Raw genomic sequence first — 14,018 nt, forward strand, 5'->3', positions numbered from 1 at the left:
GTCGAGGAGGGGGCGGGCGGCAGCCAAGGCTCGCTGACTGCTGTGCCCGGGATTACCGGCGCAGTGCGTATTTGTGCGCCGACCGACCGGCCCTGCGGCGTGTGTACTTTCCGAGGCCCGCAATCCGGCGGGCCGCGTCATCAAGGGGATATATGTTCGAATCACAAAGACTGAGACGTGCCGCTGCGTTCGCCGCCGCCATGTGCGCGGCCGGAATCGTTGCCGCGCCCGCCTCGCCAGCGCAGGCCGCCACCGTGTACAAGGAGCTCGAATACCGCGGCAACGCCTCCAAGCTGGTCCTGACCGCGGAAGCGAACTTCAACGGCTCCTTCGTCCTCCTCAAGGCCGACACCAACAGCACGCTCGGCCAGTGGGAGCAGACGGCGACCGTCTCCTCGGGCGGCGGGCAGTCCGCCTTCATCTACACGCTGCGGGCCAGCCTGGAGACGGGCTCTCCGCTGTGCCTGACCGCCAAGAACACCGTGGATGTGGTCGTGGCCGCATGCAACAACACCGACAGCCAGAAGTGGTTCCACCCCACCGCCGTGTCAGGCCCTGGCGGCACCCTGCCGACCAAGAACGTCGCCAACCTCCGGCACCTGGGGCAGAGCCAGTCGTCCTCGGCAACATCGCTGTCGCTGTTCGGGCCGATCGGCGTGCACTTCTGGGCCAAGCGCACCGCCTGAGCCGCTGGGGCGCGACCAGGCGCAGGACCCGGCACCGCGAAAGCCTCCGACCTTGGCACAAGGTCGGAGGCTTGATCAATCTGGCCTGCCCTTAACGAAGCTGTCACCAGGTACACGCGATTGCGTTGTCCCTGCTCAAAACCGCCTGAACTTGGAGATGGCCAACTGTGCGATCAACGCGCCGCTCGGTCGCGGCGGCGTCGGGCGGCGCGGATCTCGGCGTCGGCGACCTTGTCGTCGAGCAGCGCGTACAGCTGCGTCGTCTCGGTGGAGGCGTGTCCGAGGCGGCGGCGCACGGCCTCGATGGAGACGCCGGCGTTGATGAGCTCGCTGGCGTGGGCATGACGCAGCCGGTGGATGTCGATCTCGACTCTCGCGGCGGCGCAGTAGGTCTGCCAGCGGTGGTGGGCGGCGTCGTAGGACAGAGGTCCGCCGCGGCCGTTGATGGACGCGCGGAACAGCGGCCCGGCGCTGTAGCCCGCGCGGGCCAGGTAGAGCTTGAGCAGGGTGACGTAGCCGCGGTCGTCGAGCAGGACGGTGCGGACGCTGCCGCCTTGCTGTGGACGCGGACGTGTTCGTCGTCCAGGCGCAGGCCGAGGTCCTCCACATACAGGCCGCACACCTCCGAGGCGCGGGCGCCGCACACATAGGCGGTCTCGAACAGCACCCGATCCCGCAGCCGGTCCAGCGGCAGGTCCTTACGCGGCCGCCGCGAGCAGATCACCGCCAGCACTTTAGCCACGTCGGCGGCCACGGCCGGGCGGGGCAGGCTCTTCGTCACCTTGACCGTGTCGATGCGGTCCATCGGGTTGGCGGCCAGGAGGTCGTGGCGGACCGCCCACTTGGCGAAGGAGGCGACGGCGGCTCGCTTGCGGCTGGCCGGTGACAGGTCGGCGAGCTCGGCCAGGAAGGCCCGGATCGGCGCGGCGGTCAGTGCGCCGATCTCCTCGCCGTGGTGGGCGGCGAAGGCGATCAGGTCGCCGCGGTAGGCGCGCCGGGTGTGGACGGAGGCGCCGGCGTTGGCCAGGTCGGTGAGGAAGTCGTCGAGGTGGCGGGCAAGCGGGTGTGTGCGGCCGAGCTGCTCAGCGATGACTGGATCCATCGTGCCGACCCCCGTCCGCCGAGTTGCCGGATAACCGGGAAACGAAGCCTCCGCGCCGGACGACAGCCGCCCAGCTCGCCCTACCCCGATGATCGCTATCTTGCCGGATAACAAGGGTTATGCCGCAACCCTTCCGCACGTCTCTGGGATCCCGAAACGACAGCCCTTGGTCAGTGTCCGCACCGAGAATCTCGCGCAGCATGCTCCCGAGCGCGGGCATCGACCAGCACGTCCATCCCTGCCAGCGGAACCCGAGGGGTAGTGCCTACACCTGCCGCTTGCGGGCGGCGGCATCACATTTCCACCGTGTCACAGCTTTTGGGGAACCAGGTGACGCCCTTCGGGAGACAGCACGGTGAAATACCTACTCACGAAGGAGAGGCGTTGAGTGCTGAGACGGTCGAGATCGACGACGGAGAACTGATCCGTCGTTCGGCGCACGACCCAGAGCAGTTCGCGGCGCTGTTCGACCGCTACGCCCAGCAGATCCATCTGTACGCGGCTCGGCGGCTCGGCGCGCAGGCCGCCGACGACATCGTGGCCGAGACGTTCCTGGCGGCCTTCCGCAGGCGCGGGACGTATGACACGTCGTTCGCGCTGGCCAGGCCTTGGTTGTACGGGATCGCCACCACGTTGATCGCCAGACATCGGCGGCAGGAGGAACGGCTGCTGCGGGCGCTGAGCCGCACCGGGGTGGACCCTCTGCCGGAGGCACTGGACGACACCGTGGCGCGCCGGGTGGCGGCGCAGGGCAGGGAGCGTGAGCTGGCGGGGGCGCTGGCGTCGCTGCCCCGTGGGCATCGGGACGTGCTGCTGCTGGTGGCGTGGGAGGACATGTCGTACGAGGAAGTGGCGCGGGCGCTGGACATCTCTGTGGGGACTGTGCGGTCACGGCTGCACCGGGCGCGGAAGAAGACCAGGAACGTGCTAGGGGATGAGGAGCTGTAGTGAACGAGCTGAAGGAGTTTCGCCGGAACACCCCGGCGATGACTGACAACGCCGCGACTGCTGCCAAGGCGCGGCTGATGACAGCGATCCACGAACCGGAGGTCACACGCAAGTCGGCCGCGTCCGGCACGAGAAGGTTCGGCTGGCGGATCGCGGTGGCGGCGGCTCTGGCCCTGGTCGTCGGCGGGACCGTCGTGACGCTCAGGGACGAGCCGGGCATGGCACCGGTGGCCAGCGTGACCGAGCTGGGCGAACGCGCCGCCCGTGCGGCCGAGAACGACCCCACGCCCGCCCCGGGCCCCGGACAATGGCTCTACACCAAGGAACTGCAGCTGACCGGGGTCGAAGGGGACGTCGACCGAGACCAGCGTGACACCTGGGAACGGTGGACAAGCGTGGACGGCAAGCGGTCGGCCTGGTACCAGGGCAGCAAGCTGATGTTCCAGGGCAGCGCGATTTTCAACCCGGCTGAGCTGGCCAAACCGCCTGTCACCCCGCCGGGGGTGATCGCCAAGATCAAGGCGGCCATCCTCGACGAGGACCGCCGGGGGCCGCAGGAGCTGAACGGCCACGTCCCGCCGGTGAGGCTCTTCATGGAGATCAACCAGCTCATCTCCGAGCAGTGGCTCGCCCCCGAGGTGCGGGCCGCGCTCTACCGCGCGCTGCCCACGATCAAGGGCGTCACGGTGACCCAGGATGTGCCCGTCGCCGACGGACGGCGAGGCGTCGCGTTCAGCATCACCGAGGCCGAGGCACGGAGCTATCTCGTCCTGGACCCGCAGACCTTCCGGTATTTGGGCACCAACTCGACGCGGCTGCAGGATCGGACCTACGAGTGGGCCGATGGCAGTAAGGAGACCTTCAAGGCGGGCACGGTGGGCCTGACGGCGCAGCTGGAAGCCACGATCGTGAACCAGCCCGGCCAACGCTCCTGATCGCAGCAGAATCAGGCCTGACGACGATGACCAGGGCGGCGGTCCAACCGACGCCCTGGTAGACAGCATTGTCAGGAAGACCAGGGAGACCCCGGTGCTGCAGTGACCTGGCGTCAACGCAGTCTCCGAGCCTCTTCATACCTCCGGAGGAGGCGGTGGCCCGGTCAGGTCCAGCCGCCGGTCGCGGCGCAACTGCACCGTCCCGTACGGCGTCATGTTCGTGGTGAGCAGCGGAGTCAATCCGCGGCGGTCGACGTCGGTGAGCACCTCCGCCCACTCCGGCTCAGCAAGGCAGTCTTGAATCATCAGGGTATTGATGTAGCCGAGGCTACTCTGCAAGATCATCAAGCAGAGCATCGCCACCTCCTGCTCCTCGCGCCTATTTGAGGCCGGCTCCCCGCGCTTACCGAACCGGATGTAGTCGTTGACCCCGTTGTAGTTCTCCACCAGGTTCAGCCCGGACTCGGTCTCATGCTGCAGGTCCCGTCACGGAGCCACGGTCGGCGCCGCCGTACAGATGGTCGTGCTCTCGCCTGGCAGGAATGAGGCGGTCGAGGCCATAGGAAAGACGATCGTATGGACAGTGGCTGCCGCGAGTATCGGCCCAATCATCGTCTGTTTCCTCCTGGAGCGACGTCGGCGCTCTCTGGCAGCTGCGGAGTCGCCGTAAGGCTTATGCGCACTATTCCTTGTCGCTCGTCTCACAGGCGGGGGCGAGGATCGAGCCAAGGCATTGTCCCCGACCCCCACCGTCAAGGGCTGGTTACCAGGCCGCATGGATCTCTGGTAGGAATCCCAGGACATCAGGAGATCCGAGGGGGATCAAGGACGTGACCCGTCCGTCGTCGACCCTGCTCAGTGGATCGAAGTTCCCCGCGAGCAGCAGATGGTTCCCGGTGCCGTCGTAACGGATCAGGTTCCAGCGCGCGATGCTGTTGCCGTCGTGGCTTCTGCTCAACAGGGTGCGAATCTTGCGTCCGTCTCGGATGGAGTACTCGTCTATGGTGTAGCGATGCGGTTGCCGACCGTCGGACAGTTGGGTGTGGCCGATCAGCATGCTGCGTCCGTCCGGGTTGATCGTCGAGGTGGTGGCGTCGTCTCCTGGAGCTATGACCTGGCTGGCTGCGAGGGTGGTGCCGGAGGCGGTCGTGTCCAGAACCCGAGCCTCAGATTTGACCATGAGACCGAGCGTGCGGCGATCGGCCGCCCAGGAAAGGCTCTGGATCTGTCCTGCGTTGGTCGTCCATGTTCGTGTCGTTCCCGTGGGCAGATCGACGACCGTGAGCTGGGCCCCGGGGCAGAAGCGCAACGTTTTCCCTTGACCGCACACCTTGCCGTCGAGACTGTAGGCAAGTCGAGTGCCGTCACCGGTAACGGCGAGGGAGCTCGCTGTTGTACCGATCACCTTTGGGATCACGTCGGGAACCAACTCGGCTGGTTTGCCTTGTTCATCGACCCGAGCTCGGTAGAACCTCGTGCTGCTTACCTGTGTCTCGCGGGACTTCACACTCTGGGCGATATAGAAGGTCTCGCCGTCGCCGGCGCCCGCGAGCAGGTAACCACCGGGCTCCCGGAAGCTTCCCTCCGGGGTCGGAGGCAGCCCGAGTCGGCTCGCGACCTTCCCGGTACGGGCGTCGTGGACCGTCACGCCGTCATTGCCGGCGATCAGCAGGAAACGCGGACCACCCAGGGTTTGCGTTGCGGGCCTGGTTGGAGTCGTGCCTCCTGTTCCGGCCACCATGGCGGCGACTGTGCCGATGACCACGACGACGAGCGCGGCCGCGAGCGGAACCGCCAGGGCGAACCGGCGCGTGGGAATGCTCTTCGTTCGCGCCGCCTGTTCGGCAGGGCGCAAGGTTTCCGGGCGAACCTGTTCGGCGTCGGCGGTGAGGGCATCCCGGAGCTGATCTTCGAGCCATGACGTCATCGCTTTCCCTCCAGTTTGACGGTGAGTGCCTTCAGGGCTCGAAAGACGGTCGATTTCACTGTGCCACGGCTGATTCCCATGGCTTCGGCGATTTCTGCCTCGGACAGGTCGAGGTAGTAACGCAATACCACGGCTTCTCGCTGGCGGCGGGGTAAGGCGCGTACTGCCTCGGACACCTCCCGGCGTGTCTCTCCGAGCAGCGTGGCAGCCTCCGCCGACCGAAATGGCGTCTGCCGCTCGCCGGTGAACCTGCTCATGATGGACCGGCGCCGGTGAACCATGCGGCATCCGTTCAGGACACTCGCCCGTAGGTAGGGAAGGACTCGATCATGGTGGGTCAACCGGCTCCACCGGCGGTGCAGCGCTGCGAAGGCGTCCTGGACGATGTCCTCGGCCGTTTCCTGATCGCCCACCAGCAAGAACGCCAACCGGACCAGGCCCAGCCGTTGAGTCAGGAACAGTTCGGCCACGACAGCCTCATCCATGGCCGCAGCAGGCGGCGCTCCCTGTGGCGATGGTGCTGGTTCTTCCACCGCTCGTTGAATCGCGAATCGCATACCTCTTCCATGCATACTCGCTGTCCAGGTTGCCTTATGAGACGGAAGTCACATTTGCTGAGAAGCTGGTCCAGCAAAGGCTCACGCTCCACCGCCGGCTCGCCCGCGACTACGAGACACGGCCCGACCATGCCGCGGCCATGATCCGCCTGGCCTCCATCGACAACCTCACCCGACACATAACAGGCGAAACCACCCCAACCTGGCGAGACGCGCAACCGGCAAACAACCACAAACTACGCTCTTCAGACGCCCTCTGAGACGGCCGCCCGCGCCGAGCGCCTGGCCTGGCAGTGCCTCCGGCATTGGGTCATCGCGGAGGCACTGCCGAGGCCGACATTGGGAAAGCATCCGTCCGGAGAATCGCTGGATCCGTAGAGGGATCTGCTCGCTCGCTGGGCTAGTAGGGACTTACCTGGATATAGAGATCCACCCAGCTAGTGCCAGGCCTGCAGTCATAGTCATACCATTCACCTCTCTGCAGCCCGAGATTTCCGCGCTGAGAGCATGACCACCAAGGATTCGGCCCGTAGAAGGTGTCGTAGTAACGGAAGGGCGACATCGCGCTGACAGAAGTAGCGTTTGCCGTTGCCGCGTGAGCGGGTGCGGTCGCGAGGAGACCGGCCGCCAGGATGGCGCTCACGCCCGCGAGCGCCAGGGACTTCTTCATATAGATCTCCAAATTCGTACGTGCTTTGTGAATTCACAAAAGCGCTTCCACCAAGCATTATCGCCGTGGCCCGAATCCTGCCGCGAGAACTTCGGGTGAATACGGGGGGAATATTGATTATGCATGCTTTGCGTACATCCCCAAGGTCGGATGCGTCGGCATCTCAGTGAGCCCTCTCTCGAGAGCCATCCGATAAGCGCAATAAGGTTCTCGTATTCTGGATCGCAATAATGTGGAGTTGGTAGGTATAGTGCCGCGGGCGAGTGAGGGCTCGACAGGAGGTTCGCCCTGGGTCCTGCCGATCTGCTGCCTCACCGTCATCTTCGATGGTTACGACCTGATCGTGTACGGCACCGTCGTCCCGGACCTGCCGGCTTACGAGGACTGGTGCCTCACCCCGCGGAGGCCGGACACATCGGCAGCCTGGCCCTGTCCGAGATGGCCGGTTCCTTCCCGACGAGCCGAGCGACACCTCGGCCGGCTGAGACTGAGCTTCCCCCTGTCGGGTGCTGCCGCCCGACGGGCTCAAGGACCTGTACAACGACGGCTACCCCACCTGATCGGCTTCACCTGGGATATACCGGCGACATACCGGAGCTCGCTACGGTGACGGGCCTGTACCTGATCATGTCCGAAGGAACTAACGTGATCCGTCTCGCGCTCGTGACCGTCTTCGCCGTGTTGCTGTCGATGATTTCCGGCGTGTCCCACGCCATGGTTCCGGGCGCGCTGGGCACGGCGGGCAACCTCATGCGTGAAGAGCAGCCGCGCGCCGACGGGATCAGGCACGTGGACACCAAGGCGATCATCGCGGGGCTGGAAGCACTCAACGCGAACACCTACGTCTATCCGATGGCCGGTGACAACGTGCACTGGACCGACCTGCGGGATGAGTTCCTGCCCGCGGCGGCCGCCGCCGGGATCGACGTCTGGGTGCTGGTGTACTCGCCGAGCCAGGAAAGCTGCTGCGTGTCCCGGCCGTTCGGGCACGACTACGTTGCCTGGTCTCGCGAGGTCGCCACCCTCGCCAAAGATCACCCGAACCTGGCCGGCTGGACGGTGGACGACTACGCCTACGATCTCAAGACGTTCACCCCCGCCTACGTCGGGCAGATGCGGTCGGTGGCCAAGGCGATCAGCCCCGCGCTCAAGTTCGTCCCGACCGTCTACTACGTCCAGTTCACTGACGCGTTCATCGCCGAGCAGATCCCGCTGGTGGACGGCGTGGTCTTTCCCTTCCGTGACGAGCCGTACCGGGACACCTCCTGGTCGTGGAGCGTGTCGTACCAGGTGCAGCAGCTCGCCAAGCGGCTGCCCGGCACCGAGGTCTACCTGATGCCCTACGCGTACCCGCTGAGCCACGCCGCCCAGAAGCCGACGGTGTCCTACGTCGAGGCGGTCACCAAGAAGGGGGTCGAGCACGTCCGTAGCGGTGAACTCGCCGGGGTCCTGCAGTACAAACTTCCGTTCGTCTCCCGCGACCAGGCATGGACGCGCCCCGCGGCCGACAACCTGGCCCGCACGGGCGACGGGCGGCTGAGCTTCGTCGTCCAGAAGCAGACAGCCACCAAGGCAGGCATGTCGTGTGGCGCGACGCGGAGAATCGTCCTGACCTCAGGGGCGACCACGCGGGTGGTGAGCTTTTGGCACCGCGACGCCCGCGGGCCGAAGCATCCGGCTGGATACCACGTCAAGCAGCTCCTGCTCAACGGCAAGGTGATCTGGGAGCAGGACGTCGCCGCCGACGCGGCGGACACCTGGGTGAAGGCGACGGTCGACCTCACGGCCAAACTGAGCGGGGCGACGAGCGCGACGCTGCAATGGCGCCTGTACGAGCGCAGGGGCGTGAGCGACTACTTCATCGACGTCAGCGTGGACGACATCGCGCTCACTGGCCTGGCGATGAGCGACCCGGGCGTGGAAAACGCCACCGTCTGGACGCCTACCCTGGCCCGCCAGGGCGGCGCGGTCTATTGCTCCGCCCAGGTCTACCACGAGAACTACGGCGCCGACCTCGGTGCGCGCATCGCCAAGCTGTATGCCACCGGGTGAATCCGAACTCGAGCCGGAGGACTACGCCGCGGTGATGGAGCACGTGAGCGGCGCGGCCGCCGCTCCCTCAGGCTGGCGGGGCGCGCCCGCGCCATGGGCCCGTCCGACGCACACCGTCGATATCGGCATACCTTCGTTATACCGCCGGACGATACAGTTCCCGCCTCGATGATCGTCACCAAGGGAACCAAGCTTATGATTCGCTACATCGGCTGCGTGCTGTTACTGGTAGCGGCGCTGTTCGGCCCGGCAAGTCCGGCAAGCGCCGCCGCACTTCCTGGAGAGAAGACGAACTACGTCGTCTCCTTCGGATCACTTCACGAAGCGTCCGGAAGCAACTGGGTGCGCCTGGGCACCTACACATTCACCTCCAACGGCCGGGTCCGTAGCGACACCTGGGCCTGGAGCCAGACCGCACCGGCCGCGCGCGTCGGCACGGGCACCGTTCCTGGGGGAAAGTGCTCCGGCACGTCGACCACCGTAAGGCCGTGCGACATCAAGACCGCCAACGGGTTTCTCACCCCCGCGACAGAGGTCAGGGCGGGATCCTTCACGATGCACGCCGACGCTTCCGGACGTCAATACGTCAACATCGCCTGGGACCAGACCGCGTGGCGCACCGAGGAATGGTGGGTCGAAACCGCGCCTGACGGTACGTACGCGCGCCTGACGTTCAAGTACGCCCGCAAATTCACCCACGGTTACGGCTACGGCAGCAACGCCGGATTGACCGTGCGGCGGCCGATGGAGGCGGTGCTCGGGCATGACGCGCCGCTGACCATGACCTATCACCGCGCGACCAAGGGGAGCATCGCGTACGTCGACAGGACCTGGAACATGGGCCAGTACATTCGATGCACCGACACGACCTGGTGCCTGACCTACAAGACCGCATCGACGAGCAACTGCAAGTGCGCGGCGCCGTACGACAAGGACCAAAGCCTGCAGAACTACATTCAGCAGGTGACCAGCAAGGACCGCCGTGACACGCACTGGCACTGGTGCAGCTGCCTGGCGAAGGGCAGCCAGTGCTACAAGGGCAACTCCCATGTCTACCCGTTGCTGCAGATCATCGATGACGAAGCCAGGTGGCGTGGCTGGGTCGGCGTCGAGGCTTCCTTCTACCCGTACAACGACCAGGCGGATCCTCGTCGGAACGACATGCTCTCGGTCTTCCGCGTCACCGAGTGGGCTTGACGTTGTCCGCAGGTGGGAGCGTGATCCTCCATCGGTGTAACTCTTGCTCAGTGGCCCAAACGATCACGCGGTCAGCGCGGAGTTTCAACCCCGCTTCGGCGCCGGTCAGGCCCCAGCGTGCTCCGGCGAGGTCGAATCGGTCGGTGATCAGGTGGCGGCAGGCGCCTTCGATCACGCCGGTCGCGATCGGCCATCCCGCTTCGAGCGCTTGGTCGTCGCGCAGGTGTTCGGCGTTGTCGGTCAGGTAGCGGACGCGGGCGTCGACGCGGGCCCGGCCGTCACCTCCGCGTGGGAGGGGGACGTGGTCCACAGGGCCGTGTTCCCCGCCTTCCCTGCCCAGCAGGCGAGATGGTGTCAGGGTGTTCGGTGCCGTGCCCAATCGGCTGGCCTGCTCCAGTGACAGCTCGGGCGGCCTGGACGCGCAGGTGGCGTCGTGCCGTGCCCAGCGGCACGTCCAGGATCTGCTTCAACGCGTACGTTCCGCGGCCGCCGGCGTGGCCAGCTTCGTGGCGGCGCGCATGAGCGCTGCCCTGGCCGTGCCCGGAGTCGCCGGATCGTCGGCATGCATCATGCGGGCCATCTGCGGAACCGCGTACCACCAGCCCGCGAGGGCCAGGATGAGGAAGGCGAGGTCGGCGCCCGGTACGTCGTCGCTGATCAGGTTCGCCTGCTGGGCTCGGGTGAAAGCCGCGACCTTGGTGCGGTAGTAATCGGTGCGGGAATCCTCGTCGGGCACTTCCGGGAGATCGAGCAGGCCCTCCCACAGCAGCAGCCGGGTCAGCTCGGGGTGCTCTGCGTGGTAGTCGTACACCGCGGCGGCGTACGCGGCGACGGCTTCCGGTCCGTCCAGGCTGTCCAGCGGAACGGCCGCCGCGACCTTGTTCAGCTCGTCCGCGAGCACTGTGGCGAAGAGCTGGGATTTGTCGCCGAAATAGGTGTACAGGCGTTCCTTGTTGATCCCCGCCCGGCGGGCGATGCGCTCCATGGTGGTGCCACCGATGCCATGCGCGGCGAACTCGGCGACCGCCGACTCCTTGAGTCTGCGTTTGGTCTCGGCGGTGTTCCAGGCCATGTCCGACAGCATATCCAACGCTTGCGTTGCAAATCTCCCGATGGAGCGTTAGCGTAATATCCAACCCAAACGTTGGAGTTGGAGTTTGCCCAGCATCATGAACTTGCCGCAACGCCCCATAGCCGTGCGGCCAGGCAGCGTCCCCCTGCTCGTCGGCACCGCGCTCGTCGTACTCGTTCAGCTCTACGCGGCCATCCCGCTTCACCAGCTCGTGGCCGACGATTTCGGCTCCTCCGACGTAACCACCGCGCTGGCCGCCGGATACTCATTCGCCTACGCACTAGGGTTCCTGATCTACGGGCCGTTGTCGGATCACTACGGCCGCCGGCGCATTCTCGTCTCCGGCCTCGCGGCTCTTACGATCGCGACGCTCGCGGTGAGCCTCGCCCCCTCGACGGGGGCCCTGGCCGTCTTGCGAGCCATACAGGGCTTGGCGGCTGCCACGTTTGCGCCGACCGCCCTGGCGTACCTCGGGGAGGCGCTGCCCCCTCCGCGGCGTGCCACCGCGATCGGCGCCATCTCGGTAGCCTTCCTCGCCGCGGGAATCCTCGGACAACTGGCCGCCACCGCCATCGCCACCGCCGCAGGCTGGCGCGGGACCTTTTCCATCGGCGGCATCCTGCTCGCCGCCCTCACCCTCGCGGCCTTCGTCATCATCCGCGAACCCGAGGCCAACCGGCTCCACCAGCCTCTTCCGGCACGCTACGCCGGTCTCCTCCGGCTCGCCCTCCGGCCCCGTTCCCTGCTCCTCGCGCTCGGACATCTGGTCGTGCTGGGCGGTTTCGTCGGAATGTACAACCTGCTCGGCACGCATCTGACCTCGGCCGGTCTTTCCGCCACCGAGATCATGCTCGTCCGCACGGCCGCCCTGCCGTCGATGCTCTGCTCTCTGCTCGCCGGGCCACTGGCGGCACGCCTCGGTTCGGCACGTACCGCACTGACCGGCTTCATCCTCGCGGCCGCGGGCCTGGCAGCCGAATCCGTGCTGGCCGACGCACTCACAGGCCTCCTCGCCGCCAGTGTCATCTTTGTAGCCGGCGTCGCTGTCCTCGTCCCCACGATGATCACTCTGTGGGGCGAAGCCGCGCATCCCGCGCGAGGCGTCGGGATGGCCGTCAACGGGTTCGTCCTTTTCCTTGGAGCCGGTCTGGGCTCCTATGCCATCGAGCTACCGAGAGGTTTTGGCGGCGCGCTCGGCGTTTTGTCCGGGTTGTACGTCGCCGCAGGCGCCGTCGTCTATGCGGCCTGTGCCCTGAGGGGCCGCCAGCGACCGTGACCATCCCATGTCGTTTGCCGCCGAGTACACGCCCGTATCGCCACGTGAGGAGTTGTGTCATGCCTCGTCTGAATTCCGTCGTCCTTTCCGGGGTCGCCGTTGCGGTCCTCGCCACCTCCGGAGCGGCCTACACCGCGACCACCCGCGAGATCCCGCCGACAGCCGCCGAGCCCAGGACCGGCCGACAGGAGATCACCATGTCGCCCGCCACCGAACCTCCGACCGCCGGCGTCAACGGCGCCCGACGCCTGGAGGCCGATGCGCTGAACGGTACCGGTCTCCGCATCCCCCGCGGGTGGGAGATCGTCAGGGTGCGCGAGGAACGGCACGACGATCGCGATGTCACCGTGATCCGCCACCAGCCCGACGGTTACCGCCTCGGCAGCCCCCACACCAGCCTCGTCCTCGACGCCGATGGCACGATTCTGGGATTCACCCGCCTCCAGAACGGCAATCACGGCCCGCTCCTCCACGCACGTCGCGCCGAGGAGATCGCTCTGCGCTTCCTGCGGCAGGTGGCGCCCGACCATGCCGAAGGGCTCAGCGTCAACTGGGTCGCGCAACACGATGAGACCGTGACCCGGCCCGATGGCACCACCGAGACGATCTCCGGGATGAAAGTGAAGATGCATCACGACAACGGCCTCTATACCTGGGTCATCCTCGGCCCCGACGAGACCGTGCTGACCTATGAGCGCGACATCACCTGGGACTCCAGTCGGGGACGCCGAGGAACCCAGATGTGGCTCCACGACTCCTGGATCGCCGCCTACGAGGGAACCGGCCCGCAACCCGCCTCCATCGCCTCGGCGGCGGAGCGGGAGGTGGTCGAACCGCATCGGCTTGTCCTTGCGAGGAGAGGAGGTCATCGGGTGTCAGCGGTCTGCGCCGGTGCGTCCTCGGGATCGTAGGCGTAGATCCAGCCGTTGGCCACCAAGGGGTCCGCGTCGGCGAAGGACTTGTCGCGGGCCTGTTGTTCCGGCCCGTCGGGCAGGTGGTTGACGTGGGACCTGGCGTGGCTGACGTCCTGCAACCGGCTGGTCCGGGGGATCCGCAGCGTCTCGTAACGCCGCAGGGCCCGAGCCGGATCGTCGAGGTCGTCGGGCCAGGCAGCGGGCGAGGACGGCGGCGTCCTCGACGGCCTGAGCCCCCCCGCGCGAAGAAGGGGACATCGGGTGGGCCGCGACTCGACGGTATAGTCCCCCGCCGGGCGAACGCGACGAGGTTCACGAACCGTCCAGCGGAGACGGGGTAGTGCACCAGATGGTGACCGGGCCCGATCCAGAGGTCTGGGCGTTGCGCCGGGAGAAGGCCGACGCCTGCCCAGCCGGCGCGGTAGCAACGCCTATGAGCCGGTGCCGGGGCAAATGGCCGGATGGCGGGCCGCGCACGATCTGTCGTGCGCACGCCTGGCATTACACCGCGCCGTTCGGTGATGAGGCAGCCTGGACCTGCCCGTCCACAGCCGGGCTGGGGGGCTCACCCCGAGGTGTGGACACCGATTGTCATGCGGCGAGCAGCACCTTATCGATGGTTTGCTGCTCGTAGTCCATCGGGCTCAGATAGCCCAGGGTGGAATGTCTCCTGCGGGTGTTG

Annotated in this window: 13 protein-coding genes and 3 pseudogenes; 8 read left to right on the forward strand and 8 right to left on the reverse strand. The window is 66.6% G+C overall.

All coding sequences use genetic code 11. The features are described from left to right. Positions 1-152 precede the first annotated feature (152 nt). Positions 153-686: a hypothetical protein gene (locus tag ACFKCF_RS47830; protein WP_394502121.1), complete on the forward strand. Its 534-nt coding sequence runs from the start codon at positions 153-155 to the stop codon at positions 684-686. Between the two features lie 173 nt (positions 687-859). Here the strand turns inward: ACFKCF_RS47830 and ACFKCF_RS47835 are convergent, their stop codons facing one another. Together ACFKCF_RS47835 and ACFKCF_RS47840 are read right to left on the reverse strand one after the other, a co-directional pair. Then, a complete protein-coding gene (locus tag ACFKCF_RS47835) occupies positions 860-1,306 on the reverse strand; it encodes a tyrosine-type recombinase/integrase (RefSeq protein WP_394502123.1) in 447 nt (148 codons plus the stop codon). Positions 1,307-1,575: 269 nt separating this feature from the next. Then, positions 1,576-1,788, reverse strand: a pseudogene (locus ACFKCF_RS47840) (site-specific integrase); the annotation flags it as partial. A gap of 384 nt (positions 1,789-2,172) precedes the next feature. On the opposite strand from ACFKCF_RS47840, the gene ACFKCF_RS47845 reads away from it, so the two are divergent. Together ACFKCF_RS47845 and ACFKCF_RS47850 are read left to right on the forward strand one after the other, a co-directional pair. Beyond that, the gene (locus ACFKCF_RS47845) at positions 2,173-2,736 is read left to right on the forward strand and encodes an RNA polymerase sigma factor (protein WP_394502125.1); all 564 of its coding nucleotides are present in this window, start codon (positions 2,173-2,175) and stop codon (positions 2,734-2,736) included. Next, entirely contained in the window at positions 2,736-3,671 is a 936-nt protein-coding gene (locus ACFKCF_RS47850) for a CU044_5270 family protein (RefSeq protein ID WP_394502127.1), read from the forward strand. Before ACFKCF_RS47845 ends, ACFKCF_RS47850 begins: the two co-directional genes overlap by 1 nt. A gap of 135 nt (positions 3,672-3,806) precedes the next feature. On the opposite strand, the gene ACFKCF_RS47855 is transcribed toward ACFKCF_RS47850, so the two are convergent. The 3 genes from ACFKCF_RS47855 to ACFKCF_RS47865 all read right to left on the reverse strand — a co-directional run bounded on the left by ACFKCF_RS47855 (position 3,807) and on the right by ACFKCF_RS47865 (position 6,068). Next, entirely contained in the window at positions 3,807-4,151 is a 345-nt protein-coding gene (locus tag ACFKCF_RS47855; RefSeq protein ID WP_394502150.1) for a Tn3 family transposase, read from the reverse strand. Positions 4,152-4,434: 283 nt separating this feature from the next. Then, positions 4,435-5,598 carry a hypothetical protein gene (locus ACFKCF_RS47860; protein ID WP_394502129.1) on the reverse strand — a complete coding sequence of 388 codons (1,164 nt, stop codon included), beginning with the start codon at positions 5,596-5,598 and terminating at the stop codon, positions 4,435-4,437. Continuing rightward, the gene (locus ACFKCF_RS47865) at positions 5,595-6,068 is read right to left on the reverse strand and encodes a SigE family RNA polymerase sigma factor (RefSeq protein WP_394502131.1); all 474 of its coding nucleotides are present in this window, start codon (positions 6,066-6,068) and stop codon (positions 5,595-5,597) included. Before ACFKCF_RS47865 ends, ACFKCF_RS47860 begins: the two co-directional genes overlap by 4 nt. Positions 6,069-6,235: 167 nt before the next feature. Here ACFKCF_RS47865 and ACFKCF_RS47870 point away from each other — a divergent pair. The 3 genes and pseudogenes from ACFKCF_RS47870 to ACFKCF_RS47880 form a co-directional block, all read left to right on the forward strand. Continuing rightward, positions 6,236-6,415, forward strand: a pseudogene (locus tag ACFKCF_RS47870) (hypothetical protein); the annotation flags it as partial. Positions 6,416-7,470: 1,055 nt separating this feature from the next. After that, positions 7,471-8,877, forward strand: a complete 1,407-nt coding sequence (locus ACFKCF_RS47875) for a hypothetical protein (protein ID WP_394502132.1) — start codon at positions 7,471-7,473, stop codon at positions 8,875-8,877. Between the two features lie 168 nt (positions 8,878-9,045). Further along, positions 9,046-10,074 carry a hypothetical protein gene (locus ACFKCF_RS47880; protein ID WP_387564581.1) on the forward strand — a complete coding sequence of 343 codons (1,029 nt, stop codon included), beginning with the start codon at positions 9,046-9,048 and terminating at the stop codon, positions 10,072-10,074. Here the strand turns inward: ACFKCF_RS47880 and ACFKCF_RS47885 are convergent. Together ACFKCF_RS47885 and ACFKCF_RS47890 are read right to left on the reverse strand one after the other, a co-directional pair. After that, positions 10,058-10,348: pseudogene (locus tag ACFKCF_RS47885) on the reverse strand (hypothetical protein); the annotation flags it as partial. The gene ACFKCF_RS47880 and the pseudogene ACFKCF_RS47885 sit on opposite strands and share 17 nt — an antisense overlap. 192 nt (positions 10,349-10,540) lie before the next feature. After that, complete coding sequence (locus tag ACFKCF_RS47890) at positions 10,541-11,146, reverse strand: TetR/AcrR family transcriptional regulator (RefSeq protein WP_394502134.1); 606 nt, start codon at positions 11,144-11,146, stop codon at positions 10,541-10,543. A gap of 85 nt (positions 11,147-11,231) precedes the next feature. On the opposite strand from ACFKCF_RS47890, the gene ACFKCF_RS47895 reads away from it, so the two are divergent. After that, on the forward strand, positions 11,232-12,422 hold the full coding sequence (locus ACFKCF_RS47895) for an MFS transporter (protein WP_394502136.1): 1,191 nt from the start codon (positions 11,232-11,234) through the stop codon (positions 12,420-12,422). Positions 12,423-12,619: 197 nt separating this feature from the next. Next, positions 12,620-13,333 carry a hypothetical protein gene (locus ACFKCF_RS47900; RefSeq protein ID WP_394502137.1) on the forward strand — a complete coding sequence of 238 codons (714 nt, stop codon included), beginning with the start codon at positions 12,620-12,622 and terminating at the stop codon, positions 13,331-13,333. Here ACFKCF_RS47900 and ACFKCF_RS47905 read toward each other — a convergent pair. Continuing rightward, complete coding sequence (locus ACFKCF_RS47905; protein ID WP_394502139.1) at positions 13,288-13,455, reverse strand: hypothetical protein; 168 nt, start codon at positions 13,453-13,455, stop codon at positions 13,288-13,290. The two genes, ACFKCF_RS47900 and ACFKCF_RS47905, sit on opposite strands and share 46 nt — an antisense overlap. Positions 13,456-14,018 lie beyond the last annotated feature (563 nt).

It is taken from the genome of Nonomuraea sp. JJY05 (assembly GCF_043496855.1).
In the GTDB taxonomy this organism is placed as follows: domain Bacteria; phylum Actinomycetota; class Actinomycetes; order Streptosporangiales; family Streptosporangiaceae; genus Nonomuraea.